Annotated in this window: 16 protein-coding genes; 7 read left to right on the top strand and 9 right to left on the bottom strand. The window is 67.0% G+C overall.

The window, feature by feature from the left end; translation table 11 throughout:
• Positions 1-34: 34 nt before the first annotated feature.
• On the bottom strand, positions 35-1,045 hold the full coding sequence (locus P1K32_RS01710) for a polymer-forming cytoskeletal protein (RefSeq protein WP_276251001.1): 1,011 nt from the start codon (positions 1,043-1,045) through the stop codon (positions 35-37).
• Between the two features lie 174 nt (positions 1,046-1,219).
• Between P1K32_RS01710 and P1K32_RS01705 the strand changes: the two genes are divergently transcribed.
• The 3 genes from P1K32_RS01705 to P1K32_RS01695 all read left to right on the top strand — a co-directional run bounded on the left by P1K32_RS01705 (position 1,220) and on the right by P1K32_RS01695 (position 3,116).
• Positions 1,220-1,417 (top strand): DUF5800 family protein, encoded by a 198-nt coding sequence (locus P1K32_RS01705; protein ID WP_276251000.1) that lies wholly within the window; start codon positions 1,220-1,222, stop codon positions 1,415-1,417.
• A gap of 149 nt (positions 1,418-1,566) precedes the next feature.
• A complete protein-coding gene (locus P1K32_RS01700) occupies positions 1,567-2,733 on the top strand; it encodes a thiolase domain-containing protein (RefSeq protein ID WP_276250999.1) in 1,167 nt (388 codons plus the stop codon).
• On the top strand, positions 2,730-3,116 hold the full coding sequence (locus P1K32_RS01695) for a Zn-ribbon domain-containing OB-fold protein (RefSeq protein ID WP_276250998.1): 387 nt from the start codon (positions 2,730-2,732) through the stop codon (positions 3,114-3,116). Before P1K32_RS01700 ends, P1K32_RS01695 begins: the two co-directional genes overlap by 4 nt.
• Here the strand turns inward: P1K32_RS01695 and P1K32_RS01690 are convergent, their stop codons facing one another.
• The 6 genes from P1K32_RS01690 to P1K32_RS01665 form a co-directional block, all read right to left on the bottom strand.
• On the bottom strand, positions 3,117-4,058 hold the full coding sequence (locus tag P1K32_RS01690) for an alpha/beta fold hydrolase (protein WP_276250997.1): 942 nt from the start codon (positions 4,056-4,058) through the stop codon (positions 3,117-3,119).
• A gap of 49 nt (positions 4,059-4,107) precedes the next feature.
• Positions 4,108-5,160, bottom strand: a complete 1,053-nt coding sequence (meaB, locus tag P1K32_RS01685) for a methylmalonyl Co-A mutase-associated GTPase MeaB (protein ID WP_276250996.1) — start codon at positions 5,158-5,160, stop codon at positions 4,108-4,110.
• Positions 5,157-5,576 (bottom strand): cobalamin B12-binding domain-containing protein, encoded by a 420-nt coding sequence (locus P1K32_RS01680; protein WP_276250995.1) that lies wholly within the window; start codon positions 5,574-5,576, stop codon positions 5,157-5,159. The genes meaB and P1K32_RS01680 overlap by 4 nt, the downstream gene beginning before the upstream one ends.
• A gap of 51 nt (positions 5,577-5,627) precedes the next feature.
• Positions 5,628-7,463, bottom strand: coding sequence for a PAS domain S-box protein (locus P1K32_RS01675; RefSeq protein ID WP_276250994.1), 1,836 nt, complete (start codon positions 7,461-7,463; stop codon positions 5,628-5,630).
• Positions 7,464-7,481: 18 nt separating this feature from the next.
• The gene (locus tag P1K32_RS01670; protein ID WP_276250993.1) at positions 7,482-8,249 is read right to left on the bottom strand and encodes a response regulator; all 768 of its coding nucleotides are present in this window, start codon (positions 8,247-8,249) and stop codon (positions 7,482-7,484) included.
• A gap of 141 nt (positions 8,250-8,390) precedes the next feature.
• Positions 8,391-8,666, bottom strand: coding sequence for a DUF7111 family protein (locus P1K32_RS01665; RefSeq protein ID WP_276250992.1), 276 nt, complete (start codon positions 8,664-8,666; stop codon positions 8,391-8,393).
• A gap of 84 nt (positions 8,667-8,750) precedes the next feature.
• Here P1K32_RS01665 and P1K32_RS01660 point away from each other — a divergent pair, with 84 nt between their 5' ends.
• From P1K32_RS01660 to P1K32_RS01650, 3 genes are all read left to right on the top strand, one after another.
• Complete coding sequence (locus P1K32_RS01660; protein WP_276250991.1) at positions 8,751-9,695, top strand: HTTM domain-containing protein; 945 nt, start codon at positions 8,751-8,753, stop codon at positions 9,693-9,695.
• Between the two features lie 125 nt (positions 9,696-9,820).
• On the top strand, positions 9,821-10,171 hold the full coding sequence (locus P1K32_RS01655; RefSeq protein WP_276250990.1) for a hypothetical protein: 351 nt from the start codon (positions 9,821-9,823) through the stop codon (positions 10,169-10,171).
• A gap of 38 nt (positions 10,172-10,209) precedes the next feature.
• Positions 10,210-10,497, top strand: a complete 288-nt coding sequence (locus tag P1K32_RS01650; RefSeq protein WP_276250989.1) for a PadR family transcriptional regulator — start codon at positions 10,210-10,212, stop codon at positions 10,495-10,497.
• Between the two features lie 21 nt (positions 10,498-10,518).
• Here P1K32_RS01650 and P1K32_RS01645 read toward each other — a convergent pair whose 3' ends face one another.
• Complete coding sequence (locus tag P1K32_RS01645) at positions 10,519-11,376, bottom strand: 3-hydroxyacyl-CoA dehydrogenase family protein (RefSeq protein WP_276250988.1); 858 nt, start codon at positions 11,374-11,376, stop codon at positions 10,519-10,521.
• A gap of 244 nt (positions 11,377-11,620) precedes the next feature.
• Here P1K32_RS01645 and P1K32_RS01640 point away from each other — a divergent pair, with 244 nt between their 5' ends.
• On the top strand, positions 11,621-12,499 hold the full coding sequence (locus P1K32_RS01640; RefSeq protein ID WP_276250987.1) for a class 1 fructose-bisphosphatase: 879 nt from the start codon (positions 11,621-11,623) through the stop codon (positions 12,497-12,499).
• A gap of 15 nt (positions 12,500-12,514) precedes the next feature.
• On the opposite strand, the gene P1K32_RS01635 is transcribed toward P1K32_RS01640, so the two are convergent.
• Positions 12,515-14,515 carry a PKD domain-containing protein gene (locus tag P1K32_RS01635; protein WP_276250986.1) on the bottom strand — a complete coding sequence of 667 codons (2,001 nt, stop codon included), beginning with the start codon at positions 14,513-14,515 and terminating at the stop codon, positions 12,515-12,517.
• Positions 14,516-14,665 lie beyond the last annotated feature (150 nt).

The raw sequence follows: 14,665 nt of genomic DNA, 5'->3' as shown, positions 1-14,665 counted from the left end.
GCTCGATATGAAAAATCCGCTGGTCGCTGTGACCTCACTCCGCCCGGTTCGCGGCAGACCCGTCGTCTCCGGTCGGGTCGGCCGTCGCATCGTCGTCTGCGTGGTCCGTCTCCGTAGTGTCAGTGTCAGCTTGTTCCGTTGTCCCGCCGTCTTCGAGTTCTTCGGCCATCTCGGCCATCGCCGCGGCGTCCTCGTCGGGCCTGTCGAGCACTTCGTCGGTGTGCATCCGCATCTCCCCGCTCGCGCGAATCTTCCCGTCGATAGTGGCGTTCTCGTGGAGATCGACCGTGTTCGCGGAGATGTCGCCCCACACCTTCACACCGGGGCCGATGCGGACGTCGCCGTCGCGGGTCGTCACGTCGCCCTTTATCTCGCTACCCCTGCCGAGGACGATGTTCTCACGGGCCCGGAGGCTGCCGAAGACGACGTTGTCCCGGCCGACAACCAGGGACTCCGCGCGGATGTTGCCGTGCAGCCGGCAGTCGTCGCCGATGACCGCCGGCGTCGACACGCGCCAGGCGTCGTCCGAGACGCTCGCACCGCGGGGAATAAGGAGTGGTTCGTACTCGTCGTCCTCGCCCAGCATCTCCGACAGCACCTCCTCGGCGGCTTCGTCCTCGCCGATACGCAGCAGCTGCGAGAGGTAGACAAAGAGGAAGACGATGGTCGGCATCGGGTTGCGGATGACGATCCAGCCGTTGGCCTCGAAGCCGTCCTCTATGTCGACGTCGTCGCCGATGTCCAGGTCGCCCGCGACGCGCAGTTCGCCGCCGATGTGGACCCGCTCGCCGATGTAGGCGTCCTCGGCGACGAGGACGTTCTCCGCGACGTCACACCACATATCGAGCCGGCAGTCGCCGTCGGCCTCGATGTGGCCACCGAAGCGGACGCGTTCGTCCGCGATGACCGACCGACCGCGAACGCCGAACTCCACCGTGCTCTGGCCGCCGACCACCACGTCTCCGTCAGTCACGAGGTCGTGTTCCTCGACAGTCGTCCCGTCGGGAATCGAGAGTTCGGAGAGCGGGTCGGAGCCGAATTGCACACGTCCAATACGCGGTTCGACCGACTTAAAGCCTGAGGGCGTGCACGACGGGCGTCTGACGAGCGTCTGACGCCTGTCTGTGGAGCGGTGTCGAACGTGGGACGTTCACGTCCGAACGGGTGGTGTCCCCGGAAAGCGAGTACGTTTTTACCCGCACATCGCCTACGCTCGCGCATGACTGTTCTCTCGTTCGACGACCAGGGAGTCGACGTCGTCTACGACGGTACGGAGTTCAGACTGGAGAAGTCACTCATCGAAGACGCCACCCAGAAGTCCTACCCCGACGTGACCGACCACGAAGTGCTCCAACTCGTCGAACCCGACCCGTCGCTGTCGGGCGAACCGCGCCGCATCGCGGAGATAGTGGACTAAAAAATCCCACGAAGGTATCGGTTCTCACGACGGAAAATATAACATACTAAACTAATGCGCCGCTGTATTGCGGTTTTTCCGTCGAGTAATCGTGGCAAAAACTCACAGTGGCGGCAAGCATTTAAGTACTCAGAACGCACCCCGATGTAATGACAGACCCACGTATCGCGGGGGCCGGTGTCACACAGTTCGGGAAGCACCCCGAGCGCACCGGTCGCGACCTCTTTGCCGACGCCGGACTCGAAGCGCTCGACCAGTCGGGTGTCGACCCCGACGACGTCGACGCACTGTACTACGGGAACTTCATGGGGGAACTCGCCGAGCACCAGGGCCACCAGGGCCCGCTGATGGCAGAGGCCATCGGCGTCGACGCGCCCGCCACGCGCCTGGAGGCCGCCTGTGCCTCCGCGGGGGCCGCGGTGCGTGAGGCCGTGAAGACGCTGCGGAACGGTGAAGCTGACGTGGTCGTCGTCGGTGGCGCCGAGCGGATGACCAACATCGGTACCGCGGCGGCGACGGACGCCCTGGCCATCGCGGCCGACGACCTCTTCGAGGTGCGCGCCGGGATGACCTTCCCCGGCGCCTACGCGCTGATGGCGCGGGCCTACTTCGAGGCGTACGGCGGCTCCCACGAGGACCTCGCCCACGTCGCCGTCAAGAACCACGAGCACGCGCTGGTCAACGAGCACGCCCAGATTCAGAAGGAGATCACCGTCGAGGACGCCATGGAGGCACCGACAATCGCCGCGCCGCTTGGCCTGTATGACTCCTGTCCCATCACTGACGGCGCCGCTGCGGCGGTGCTGACGACCGACGAGTACGCCGAGGAACACGGCCTCGACGCGCCGGTCGCTATCAGCGGCACCGGCCAGGGCGGCGACAACCTCGCCCTGCAGGACCGCCCGCACCTCGCCCGGACGCCCGCGGCGGACAAGGCCGCCGAGGAGGCTTACGCCGATGCCGGCATCGACGCGGACGACGTCGACGTCGCGGAGGTCCACGACTGTTTCACCATCGCCGAAGTGCTGGCCATCGAGTCGCTGGGACTGTTCGAACCCGGAGAGGGAATCCACGCCGCGACCGAGGGGACCACGAGCCGGCACGGCGAGATGCCGGTCAACCTATCGGGCGGCCTGAAGGCCAAGGGCCACCCCGTCGGTGCGACCGGCGTCGCCCAGCTGGCCACCATCGCGTGGGTACTCGATGGCACCCACCCGCGGGCCGATGCGGTCCCGGACGGCACCGTCGGCGTCGCCCACAACGCCGGCGGGACCGTCGCGTCCACGACCGTCCACGTCCTGGAGGTGCAAGAATGACTGAAACTCCGCTCAACGGTGAGTTCGACGAGTGGCTCGACAGCATCGAAGACGGCGAGGGGTACTACGTCGAGTGTGACGAAGGTCACGGCTGGCTTCCGCCCCGGCGGGTCTGTCCGGACTGTGGTTCCCGGGAGCTCCACGACGAGCCCCTGCCCGACAGCGGCGAGATAGTCACGCACACCACGATTACCGTCGCCACGCCGCAGTTCGAGGACGACGCGCCCTACGTCACCGCTATCGCGGACTTCGGCCCCGTCTCGATTACCGGGCTGGTCCGGGGCGTCGACCCGGAAGACGTTTCGATGGAAGACGTGGTCGGTATCGAGGTCGGCGAGCGCGAGACCACCGGCGAGCGCGCCGTCGTCTTCCGACCGCGGTAGCTACTCGGTGACGTCGACAGTAGCCGTCTCGCCCCGCACCACGTCGACGAACTGCTCGGGGTGTTCGACGTGGGGGAGCAACAGCGACTCACCGAAGACGACGAGCGTCGCGTCGGCCTGGTCGGCGAGCACGCGCCCGTCGGCCAGTGGCGTGATGTCGGCATCCTCGCCCCAGACCAGGGTTATCGGCACGTCGAGGCCGTCGAGCACGTCGCCCAGGTCTTTCTCGGGGTCGAGAAAGCCCGAGACGAACGAGGCCGGCGCGAACCGGGCCCCGGGCTGGTGGGCGCTGGTCCACTCGTAGTCGACGACAGCGTCGGTGAGCTTGTCCATGTCGTAGTAGCCGTGGTCGGCGTGGAAGTGGCGAATCGAGGCCTTCGAGCCGACGAGGTTGTAGATGGCCTGCCCGACGACGGGGGCCCGGACGAGGGACCGTCGCGGGACCGACCGGTCGCCCATCGAGGTGTCCGTGGGACAGATCAGAATCAGCTCGGAGATAGCCACCTCGCGGGCGGCCAGCGCGGCGTAGGCGCCCGTCAGCGAGGAGCCCACGACCGTCGCGTCCTCGCTCTCGTCGGCGAGGAAGTCACGGACGAACGTCGTCATGAGCGATGCGGAGTACAGCAGCGGCGGCCGGTCGGTCTGGCCGAAGCCGGGAAGGTCCGGCGCGAGGACGTGGTAGTCCTCGGCCAGCGCGTCGAAGACGGCGTGGAACTCGTGGTTCGAGGCAGCGGCGTTGATGCCGTGCAGCAGGACGAGGTCGGGGTCGTCCGGGTCGCCGGCCTCGGTGTAGGCCACGTCGAACCCCCGCCAGCGGTAGGTCCGCTGGTCGCCGTCGAGGAACGGTTCGAACTCGCCGGCCCGGGACTGGAGGACCCGGTCTGCAATCGCCATCGTGCCGACCGCACCGACTGCGGCGCCGAGCGCGTTGCGGAGTTTCATACACACCCGTAGGAGCGGGAACGTGTTTATACGTGGGGGCGAGCGACGCTCACTCGCGCGGGTCAGACGGGTCGTCCAGACTGTCCCGGAGGGGCGCCAGCACCTCGTCGACGACGGTGTAGGGGTCCGTCTCGCGGGCCAGCACGTCGTCGACCGCAGACTCGATACCGCCCTGTCGGTCGAGTTCGGCGGCCAGCAGGCTGTTGGCATCCTCGCGCAGCAGCGTCCGAATCTCGGCGGCGAACCGGTCCCGGGCCTGCTGTTCGCGCCCGCCGGTCCGGTCCAGATAGTCGCCGTGGTCGTCGAGTGCCGCGAGGAAGTCCTCGACCCCCTCGCCCCGGTTTGCGACCGTCTCGACAATGGGTGGCTCCCAGGCGTCGGTCTCCTCGCCCGCGTCGCCGCCGTCGTCTGCGGTCCCGGCGACCTCGGCCATCTCGGCCCCGGACGCGCCGTGGTGGCCCGCCGTCGAGCGGCCCTGTAGCATCTCGCGCAGTTGCTGGACGGTTCGGTCGGCGCCGTCCAGGTCGGCCTTGTTGACGACGAAGACGTCGCCGATTTCGAGGATACCCGCTTTCAGCATCTGCACGTCGTCGCCGCTGCCCGGCGGAACGAGGACGGCGACAGTATCCGCAGTTCGGACGATGTCGACCTCGTTCTGGCCGGCGCCGACGGTCTCGACGATGACGTAGTCCTTCCCGAAGGCATCGAGCGCGGTGACGGCGTCCGTCGTCGCGGTCGAGAGCCCGCCCAGCGAGCCCCGCGCGGACATCGAGCGGAAGAAGACGTCCATGTCACCGGCGTTCGAGGCCATCCGGATGCGGTCCCCGAGTACCGCGCCGCCCGAGTACGGCGAGGAGGGGTCGATGGCGATGACGCCGACGGTGTCGCCGTCCTCGCGGAGCCGGGCGGCCACCTTGTCCACGAGTGTTGATTTCCCCGCCCCAGGGCTGCCGGTGACGCCGATGACCTCGGCGTGGCCGGTGTGTTCGTGCAGCGCGGAGACGACCTCGCGGTAGCCTGGCGAGCGGTTCTCTATCTTCGTGATGACCCGTGCCAGCGCGCTGTGTTTGCCTGCGAGCAAGTCGTCGACGAGGTCGCTCATCGCTCGGGAGCCTGCTCGCGGATGTACCGTATCATCTCTTCCATCGACGCGCCGGGCCCGAAAATCTCGTCGACGCCGAGGTCGCGCAACTCCGGCTGGTCGTCGTCGGGGACGATGCCGCCCACGAGCACCAGTCGGTCGTCGAAGGCGTCGTACTCCCGGAGTCCGTCGAGAATCCTGGGGACCAGCGTCTTGTGGGCCCCCGAGAGGATGGAGATGCCGACGACGTCGACGTCCTCCTGGACGGCGGCCTGTACCACCTCGTCGGGCGACCGGTGGAGCCCGGAGTAGATGACCTCAAAGCCCGCATCCCGCAGCGCGCGGGCGATGACGTGGGCCCCCCGGTCGTGGCCGTCTAGACCGACTTTCGCGACCAGACAGCGGATTGTCCGCTCGTCCTGCTGCTCTACGCTCATGCCAACAGCTACCACGTCATCGGGTTTGGTTCTTGCCCCCAGTCCGCGCCGTCACTCAGTACGCACTTCGAATCTGGCCCCGCCGAGGGTGCTGTCCGTGACCCCGACCTGCCACCCATGTGCCGCCGCGATGCCCCTGACGATGGCGAGGCCGAGACCGGTCCCCTCGGTCCCGGTCGAGTAGCCGTGCTCGAACACCTGGTCACGCAAGGGTGGCGGAATTCCCGGACCGTCGTCGGCGACGTAGAACCCGGCGTCGTCGTCCAGCAGCCCGACGCGAACCGTCACGTCCGCGCCCCCGTGTCTGACGGCGTTGCCGAGCAGGTTATCGAGCATCTGGCCCAGGCGCGCTTTGTCGGCCCGGAGCGTGTACTCGCCGACGGCGATATCCAGTGTCGCGTCGTCACCGGGGACGAGGCCGAAGGCAGACGCCACCTGTTGCCCGAGTGCGACCGTGGTCCGCTCGGTGACCTGCTGCCCCTCGCGGGCGAGTGACAGCAGGTCGTTGATGAGCGCTTCGATACGTTCGTGGGCCGCCACGACCCGCTCGAAGTCCGCCTCCGCACCGCTCTCGTGATACAGGGACAGTGACCCCTGTGCGACCACGAGAGGGTTCCGCAGGTCGTGGCTCACGACCGAGGCGAACTCGTCTAGCCTGTCGTTGGTGCGTTCGAGCGCCGCCTCGCGCTCTTTCCGCTCCGTGATATCCTGTACTGTCCCGCGAGCGCCGACACGGTCGCCGCCGTCGTGCCACGGCTCCCCACGGGAGCGGACCCAGCGGCGTTCACCGTCATCGGTTTTCAGTCGGAGTTCGAGGTCGAACGGGTCGCCCTCGCTCGACAACCGTTCGTAGGCCGTCTGGACTCGCTCCCTGTCCGCCGGGTGGCAGAAGTCGATAGCCTCCGCCACTGTCGGTTCGTACTCCGGTGGGAGTCCGTGAATCCTGTGCAGTTCCGCCGTCCACCGGACCGTCTCCGTCCGCTCGTCCAGTTCCCACCCGCCGATGCCCGCGACCCGTTGAATCTGGGAGAGGAACTCGCCGGTGCGCTCCAGCTCTTGCTGTTCTCGCTTGCGCTCGGTGATGTTTCGCGTGGCCCCGACGAGTTTCTCGACCCGGTCGTCCACGATAACTGGCGAGATTCGTGTCTCCCAGTAGGGCCCGGAGGACGGAAGCGACACTTCTTCCTCGTATTCAAGCGGCTCGCGCGCCTCGACACAGGCGTGGTAGCGTTCGAGAATCGCTCCGCCATCCTGCTCACCGACCGCGTCGGTCAGGGTGCGACCACGGAGTTCCTCGTTCGAGAGCCCGGAGAGGCACTCGTATGTCGGGTTGACCCGCTCCAACCGGAACGGTTCGTCGCTCACGTCGACGATGAACAACGCGTCCTGCGTGTTGTTGAATAGCGTCTCGGCGAGTTCGAACCCCGATTTCCGCTCGCTCAGCCGTAACCCCCGGCGGTGCTTGTCGACGACGTTCTCGATGCGGTCCGAGAGGGCCGCGTACTGGCTAGATTCGCCCGTTTCGCTGACGTAGCCGCTCACGTTCCCGGCGTTTACGGCACTGGCGGTGGTCTCGTCCCCGTGCGCTGTAAACAACACCACAGGGAGTGACTCGTCGATACTCCGGACCCGCTCCAGCAACGCCACGCCGTCGAACTCGGGTCGCCTGTGGTCGCTGACCACACAGTCGACGCGGCCGGTCTCCAGCGCCTCAGAGACACCCTCGAAATCGGTTGCCGTGCTCGTCGACAACCGAGTGGCGCCCCTCACAAGCCCGTCAGCGGTTCGGTCGAGACGCTCTCCGTCCGGGCCGACACAGAGGACTCGTATCGGGGCTGCACTGGCTCCTGTCGTCGTGTCGTCGGTCGCCCGTTCTCGCTCGGACATTGGCCGTGCTCCGGCCGTTCAATCGTCCCCCTTGGCGTCGACGGCACGCCGAATCCGGTCGACCAGCGTCCGGTACTGGTCCGTGGCTGACGTCTTCTGGACGTAATCGGTGACGCCGGTCGCGATGGCCCTGCTCGCGATCTCTTCGCTCCCCTTCGCGGTGAACACGATAAACGGGATGGTCGCGTCCTCCTCGCGGACGGCCGTCAGGAAGTCCAGGCCGCTTATCGCCGGCATCTGATAGTCACTCACGATGCAATCGAAGGGAGCCTCTCTGACGGCGGAGACGGCCTCCAGAGCGCTCGCCGCAGTCGTGACGGATATGTCGGGGTGGTCGCGCTCGATGTGTCCCGCGATGGTCTCCGGCAGACCGGGTTCGTCGTCGGTCAGGAGGACGCGAATACCGTCACCGTCGGCGGCCGATTCGGACGCGGCCACGCCGTCGCCGAGCTGAATCTCCCGACGGACGGCGAGGTCGAGCCACTCGCCGAGCTCGTCGTGGACAGCGACCGATTCGACGACACCCGTCGCCGTGTCGTAGGTCACGAGTCCGCTCGCCGTCAGTACGGGAAGGTGGACGTGGTGGAGCGAGCCCCGCACCCGACCGGGAGCTGTGGCGTCCGCCGCATCGAGTTCGACGGCGACTTCGACGAGTTCGGCGACCGTCGCGGCCCGATGCTGACGGAGGTGGAACAGGACTGTTCGGCGGATAGGATGTGCGAGGACCGAAAACAGTTCGTCACTCGACAGGTCACACCGGTCAGAAGGACTGTTCAGGCCAGTCATACCGGTAGAAGGTCGAGTCTATAGAATACCGTTGTCACGCCTTTAGAACCGGTACAGCCGAGGTGCCGCCGGATACGTACCAGTGGCTGCCCGAGGAAAAGAGCGATTACCGGAACTGGCACGCGGTAGTTCGCCAGCCGACTACATCCCCATGTCGTCGGCGGCCTCGGGCACCGGCAGCGCGTGGGCAGCCACTCCGAGCAACTCGGCGACGTGGTCAAGCGCCATGTCGAACCCGTAGTAGCGTTCGAGCTCGTCCCCGTCGGCGGTCGGCCGGACCTTCAGCATCGCGTAGCCCTCGACGTTCTGGGCGATGGCGGCGGTGCCCGTCTCGCCCTCGAAGGTGAGCAGTCGCTCCGCCTCGGTCTCGGTATACCGGGCCGTGATGCCGTCGGCCGTCGCTTCGGTCGCTGTCATTGCCGGGCGTTAGGACTGTACCGCTTGAAAGCTGTCGGTCCGCGGTGGAAGATTTATGTCCGCCACCGCTGTGGCTCCGATATCGTGACCGAACGCGCCACCGTGTGGGCGGCCATCACCCGGCGACTGGCAATCGACCGCCGGGCGCTCGCGGCGTTTCGCGTCGCCCTGGCGCTCGTCGTGCTCGCCGACCTCGCGCGGCGCCTCCCCGACGTACGGGCCTTCTACACCGACGCCGGCGTCCTCCCCCGGTCGCTGCTTTCGACCCTGTATCCCGGCTACGGCGCCGTCTCGCTGCACGCTCTCTCCGGTGGGCTGGTCGTCCAGTTTGCCCTGTTCGCTCTCGCCGCGGTCGCCGCGCTGGCGCTGCTGGTCGGCTATCGGACGCGGCTGGCGACCGTCGTCTCGCTCGTCTTGCTCGTCTCTCTCCAGCTGCGCAATCCACTGGTCCTCAACAGCGGGGACGTACTCTTGCGGCGCCTGCTGTTCTGGAGCGCGTTCCTCCCGCTTGGGAGCCGGTGGGCGGTCGACAGCGCTGACCTCGGCGAGGCTCCCGGTCCCACCGACCGCGTCGTCGGTATCGCCACAGCCGGGCTCCTCGCGCAGGTGGTCGTCGTCTACCTGACGAACGCGGTCGTGAAGCTCCGAGCCGACGTCTGGTTGCGGGGCGACGCGGTCAGGTACGCCTTCCAGCTCGACCACTTCACCGTGCTACTGGGCGACGTCATCGCGGGCTGGACGCCCGCAGTACAGCTCGCTGCCTGGGTCTGGCTCGCCCTGCTCGTCGGCTCGCCGCTGCTTGTCGTCCTGACCGGCCGCGCAAGGGCGACGCTCGTGGGGGCCTTCGCCGCGATACACGCCGGAATGCTGGTGACCATGCAGCTTGGCGTCTTCCCGCTGGTGTCGCTTGCCGGCCTGGTTCCGCTGCTCCCGGGGTGGGTCTGGGACCGCGTCGAGGCGCGGCTGCCCGTCCCCCGGCAGCTCCCGCGGCTCCCCGGACCCCGCTCGCCAGACGGCTCCCGGCCCTGACCGCGGCCGCTCGAACGCTCGCCGCGCTCTGTCTCGCCGCGCTGGTCGTCGTCAACGCCGTCGGCCTCAGCGCGGTCGGGGCGCCGGCGGGGACACCGGACCAGGTCACGGAGCGCTCCTGGGATATGTTCGCACCGTCGCCGCCGCGTGCGACGTGGTGGGCCCTCGCGCCGGCGAACCTCACATCGGGCGAGCGGGTCAACGCCATCACCGGTGAGCCGTTCGACGCCTCGCGGCCGACGGAGGTCGCCGCGATGCACCGAAACGAGCGATGGCGCAAGTTCTTCGCCGACGCGAGAGTGGAGCCCCGACTTCGCGAGTCGCTGGCCAGACACCTCTGTACGCGCTGGAATCGGACCCACGACAGCGAGATGACGGACGTACAGCTGTGGTATCTGTCCGAACGGACGGACCTCGACGGGCCGGAGTCGGTCGAGCGCGAGCGTCTGGGCAGCTATCGGTGTGGGGAGAGATGAGTCGAAAGGCCCGAGACGGGGCCGGTCGTGGTGGTCGTATGGCGAAATGGCTCCAGAGCGGTCGGCGACGCGACATCTGTATCCTGCTCGCGGCGGCCGAGGACGGCGAACTGACCGGCCAGCGGCTGAAGACGCGCCTCGAATCCCGCTACGACACGCGCATCGACCCCAAGAGCTTCTACGGGGCCCTGGAGGCGATGGTCGACGGCGGGTTCGTCACACAGCGGACCGACGGTATCGCAGACAAATACTCGCTGACTGAAGCGGGCGAGGCCCGGCTCCGCGAGCAGTTCGAGTGGATGCGCGAGAGCCTGGGCGAGGCGTGAGTGGCTCGGTCGGCCCGCCGCTCAATCGTACTCGTAGAAGCCCGAGCCGGTCTTCTTGCCGAGGTCACCGGCCTCGACCTTCCGCTTCAGCAGATACGCCGGTTTGTAGCGGTCACCGAGCTCGTCGTGGAGCGTCTCGCTGGACTCGAAGACCACGTCCAGTCCGATGTGGTCGGCCAGCTCCAGGGGCCCCATCGGGACGTTGGTCCCCAGGCGCAGGCCCCGGTCCACGTCGCCCTTTGCCGCGACGCCCTCGTCGTAGGCCCGGATGCCCTCGTTTATCCAGGGCATGAGGACGCGGTTGACGACGAAGCCGGGTCTGTCGTCGGCCTCCCAGGTCTCCTTCTCCAGCTCGGCGGCGAACGCGTGGGCGAGGTCGGCCGTCGACCGACTCGTCTGCTCGCCGACGACCACTTCGACCCCGGCCATCACCGGGACCGGGTTCATGAAGTGCAGCCCGACGACCCGCTCCGGGCGGTCGACGGCGCTCGCGATACTCGTTATCGAGAGCGTGCTCGTGTTCGTCGCGAGCACCGTCTCGGGGTCACAGACGTCGGCCAGGTCTGCGAACACTGACTGTTTGACCGAGAGCGCCTCGGTCACCGCCTCGACCACGAGGTCGGCCTCGCCCAGGGCGGTGAGGTCGGTTGTTCCCTCGATACGCTCTCGGGCGCTCTCGGCCGCCGACTGGTTCAGCTCGCCCCGGGAGACGAATCGGTCGAGGCTTTTCTCGATAGCGTCGACTCCGCTGTCGACGAACCGCTCCTCGACGTCGCGCATGACCACGCGGTAGCCGTTGACCGCGGCCACCTGCGCGATACCGCTGCCCATCGTGCCCGCGCCGACGACGCCGACGGTGTCGATATCGTCGCGTTCCATAGGGGTCAGTTGGGCCGGCCGGTGGGTAAGCGTGCCGCCGGGATACGATATATACTAATTCTGACTATTAGCTGATGTACGATTCAACTGGCATATCTAACCCACAGATGGTGCCGGTGTGAAGATATTTACTCGATTTGTAGTAACTGTCAGCCTAAAGATACTTATGGGGGGCGCCTGAACGAATATACGACGCATCCCAGACCACTGCCCGACCTGTCAGGGCACTACACCTACCCCATCAATGAGCGAATCACTCGACGCTTCGGCCACGAACGCCGACGCCACGGTCGCACAGGTCATCGACACCATCGCGGAAACCACCGCCGACGTGCGGACGGCAATCTTCACGGAACGGGGCCATAGCGACTCGGTGAACCCGACCGGCGACGAGCAGCTGGCTGCGGACCTCCGAGCGGACGAGATATTCGAGCAGCGCCTCCTCGCCATCGACGGCGTGGCCAGCTACGCCAGCGAGGAACGCGAGGACGTGACCACCTCGACCGGCCGGCTCCACGTCGCCGTCGACCCGCTCGATGGCTCCTCGAACCTCGAACCGAACAGCGGGATGGGGACCATCTTCGCCGTCTACACCGAGCGCCCGCCGACCAGCGGGCGGAACCTCGTCGCCGCCGGCTTCGTCATCTACGGCCCGGTCACCTCGATGCTGGTGGCCCGCGACGACCGCGTCCGCGAATACCTCCTCGAGGACGGCGAGAAGCAGCTCGTCGACAACGAGGTCACCGTCCCCGAAGACCCAACGGTCTTTGGCTTCGGCGGCGGCGTCGACTCCTGGACCGACGAGTTCGAGCCGGTCGCCGAGGAGATTCGCGAGGAGCTGAAACTGCGCTACGGCGGCGCGATGGTGGCAGACATCAACCAGGTCCTCACCTACGGCGGCGTCTTCGCCTACCCCGCGCTGGAATCGCGGCCGGAGGGCAAACTCCGTCTCCAGTTCGAAGGCCACCCCATGGCCTACATCGTCGAATCGGCCGGCGGGAGTTCCTCGAACGGCGACGGCTCACTGCTTTCGGCCGAACCCGACGACCTCCACGAGCGGACGCCGCTGTATCTCGGGAACGACGAACTCATCGACCGCATCGAATCCGCTGTCGAGCGCTAACGCGCTGTCGACCTTCTAGTATCCGAGGTATATCGCCAGCGCCTTGAGAACGCTGTAGACCACGACCACGAGCCCGACGAGCGCGCCCAGAACCGTGCCGACGATGCCGCCGGGCCACAGCGCCAGTGGGTTCGGCAGCCCAGACAGCAAGCCGGCGACCGACGCGGGCAGGAGCGACCCGCCGCTCTCGGCACTCACGTTCGCGACCGGTGTTCCGGCGACCGACAGCTCCCCCTCGGCTGTGAGGTTCTGCTCGTAACTCCGCGTCACCGTGTCTCCTGCCGGGACCGACAGCTCGTGGGTGGCGACGCTGGTGCCGTTGAGCCGGACGCTGAACGGGTAGGTACCCCCAGCTTCGCCCCGATTCGTCGCGGTGACGTTGATGACGACTGTCTCGCCCACGCTCGGCGACGTCTCGTTGACGGTCACGTTCGTGATGGTGATATCTGCGCGGGCGTCCGGTTCGGTGGCCGCCGTCGAGTTGCTAGTCGGAGACTTGGTGTCGTTCGACGCGTCAGTCGTCTCGTTCGTCTCGGCTCCCGTCGGTTCAGTCGGGTCCGGTGCGGTTCCGACAGCGAACTGTGAGAGTCCCGGGGCCGTGGCCTGGTAGACCACTCGGTCGTCTGGTCGGCTGACGACCGACGTCGACAGCGGCGTCCAGCCGTCGGCGTCCCGGTACAGCGCGACGGATTCGGGGTCCACATCGGTCCGATTCAGGCGCTCTCTATCGACGCTGAACCTGATGCTCACGCGGTTGGCTGGCTGGTCGTGGTCGATGTCGAACAGGCCGAACGACTGGCCGTCGAGTGAGGCCGGGCCACTATCGCTGGCCCGGAAGCCGAGCGACACCGACGTGTTGGCCGGGAAGGCGGCACTGAGTCGTTCGAGGGTGACGTTGTCAGTCCCAACGAGCGTGTCCTTCTCGGCCCGGACCTGCTGGACGAGCCCGGCGCCCTCGACGGTCGCGTTCGCGTGGGTCCCGTTGTGGACCGTGACCGACACCGGACTGTCCGAGCTCTGTTCGACCTGAATCTCTCGGGTCTCGACCGCCGTGTACCCCTTGCTGTCGGTCACCTCGAGCGTGATATCGTGGCGCCCGGCGGCCGCGAAGGCAACCTGAATAGACGGCCCGGAGAGCACGGTCCCGCCGTCGATGCGCCACTGGTAGCTGTCGATACCGTCCTCGTCGACCGTCTCGGTGGCGCTGAAGTTCACCGACGTGTCGACCGTCGTCCTGGCCGGCCCGTCGAAGACGATTTCCGGCGCCGAATCCTCGTACCGGAACTGCCGCATCCGCGACATCACTCGTCGGTTGTCGTAGCGGTCGATGGCACGCTCCCAGACGAAGCTGTAGGCCCCGAACTCGGGGACGGTGTAGCGGGTCTCGAAGGTCGTGTTCGCGTCGTCGACGGCGGTGAAGTCCGCTATCGTGAGCCGGTCGTTCGTCGGGCCCGTCACGTCGACTGCCAGCTCGGTGAGCGGCTCGCTGGCTTCGACCTGTATCTCGGCGGTCGAGTCGTTTACGCGTGTCAGGTCGAAGCTGCGAAAGTCGGGGACGGACGTGTCCATCCCGGTGACCGTCTTCGTGCCGTTCCTCAGCTCGTTGCCCTCCACGTCGGCTATGCCGCCTGACTCCGCGATGCGTACCGTGACGTTGTTCACGTCCAGCCGGTCCTCGAGAAGCAACATCACGGACACTCCCCCGTCGGTCGATTCGACAGAGACGTTGGAGACGTTCCCCGAACTGAGGGCGAAGTCGGAGGCCGCTATCGTCTGCTGGTCGATGGTGCTGTTATCAGTGAAAATAAGCTCTACCTCTTCGGGGCCCGCCTTCGTCGCGTTCTCCCACGTGGGGGGTTCGGTGTCGTTTTCCTCCCCCAGTGGCTGTGTCCCGGTCGCCGTCGCCGACCCAGTGACCGCGAGGAAAACCGCAAGCAGGCACAGCGAGACGAGGAGCCAGCCGCCGGCGCGAACTCCTCGCGCGGTCGTCGCGCGCTCCAATCTGACCCCTCGCATACGTGCCAGTTACGCGGCCCTGAACATCAATGACCCGGCACTATTACAACCGATGATAATCACTTCAGCCGGAGCAAACGCACGTGAGACCGCCGGCTGTCGGACTGTCCCGGGCACCGACGCTGGGTCGCTGCTATCGGACGTACTCTA

The organism is Haloarcula rara (genome assembly GCF_029338235.1).
GTDB lineage: Archaea > Halobacteriota > Halobacteria > Halobacteriales > Haloarculaceae > Haloarcula > Haloarcula rara.
This window is presented reverse-complemented; position numbering and strand designations above follow the sequence as displayed.

Bases quoted from the DNA above. Each gene is read 5' to 3' on its own strand.
- P1K32_RS01705 (WP_276251000.1), top strand. From the start codon at position 1,220: ATGACTGTTCTCTCGTTCGACGACCAGGGAGTCGACGTCGTCTACGAC.
- P1K32_RS01700 (WP_276250999.1), top strand. From the start codon at position 1,567: ATGACAGACCCACGTATCGCGGGGGCCGGTGTCACACAGTTCGGGAAG.
- P1K32_RS01695 (WP_276250998.1), top strand. From the start codon at position 2,730: ATGACTGAAACTCCGCTCAACGGTGAGTTCGACGAGTGGCTCGACAGC.
- P1K32_RS01690 (WP_276250997.1), bottom strand. From the start codon at position 4,058: ATGAAACTCCGCAACGCGCTCGGCGCCGCAGTCGGTGCGGTCGGCACG.
- meaB (WP_276250996.1), bottom strand. From the start codon at position 5,160: ATGAGCGACCTCGTCGACGACTTGCTCGCAGGCAAACACAGCGCGCTG.
- P1K32_RS01680 (WP_276250995.1), bottom strand. From the start codon at position 5,576: ATGAGCGTAGAGCAGCAGGACGAGCGGACAATCCGCTGTCTGGTCGCG.
- P1K32_RS01675 (WP_276250994.1), bottom strand. From the start codon at position 7,463: ATGTCCGAGCGAGAACGGGCGACCGACGACACGACGACAGGAGCCAGT.
- P1K32_RS01670 (WP_276250993.1), bottom strand. From the start codon at position 8,249: ATGACTGGCCTGAACAGTCCTTCTGACCGGTGTGACCTGTCGAGTGAC.
- P1K32_RS01665 (WP_276250992.1), bottom strand. From the start codon at position 8,666: ATGACAGCGACCGAAGCGACGGCCGACGGCATCACGGCCCGGTATACC.
- P1K32_RS01655 (WP_276250990.1), top strand. From the start codon at position 9,821: ATGTTCGCACCGTCGCCGCCGCGTGCGACGTGGTGGGCCCTCGCGCCG.
- P1K32_RS01650 (WP_276250989.1), top strand. From the start codon at position 10,210: ATGGCGAAATGGCTCCAGAGCGGTCGGCGACGCGACATCTGTATCCTG.
- P1K32_RS01645 (WP_276250988.1), bottom strand. From the start codon at position 11,376: ATGGAACGCGACGATATCGACACCGTCGGCGTCGTCGGCGCGGGCACG.
- P1K32_RS01640 (WP_276250987.1), top strand. From the start codon at position 11,621: ATGAGCGAATCACTCGACGCTTCGGCCACGAACGCCGACGCCACGGTC.
- P1K32_RS01635 (WP_276250986.1), bottom strand. From the start codon at position 14,515: ATGCGAGGGGTCAGATTGGAGCGCGCGACGACCGCGCGAGGAGTTCGC.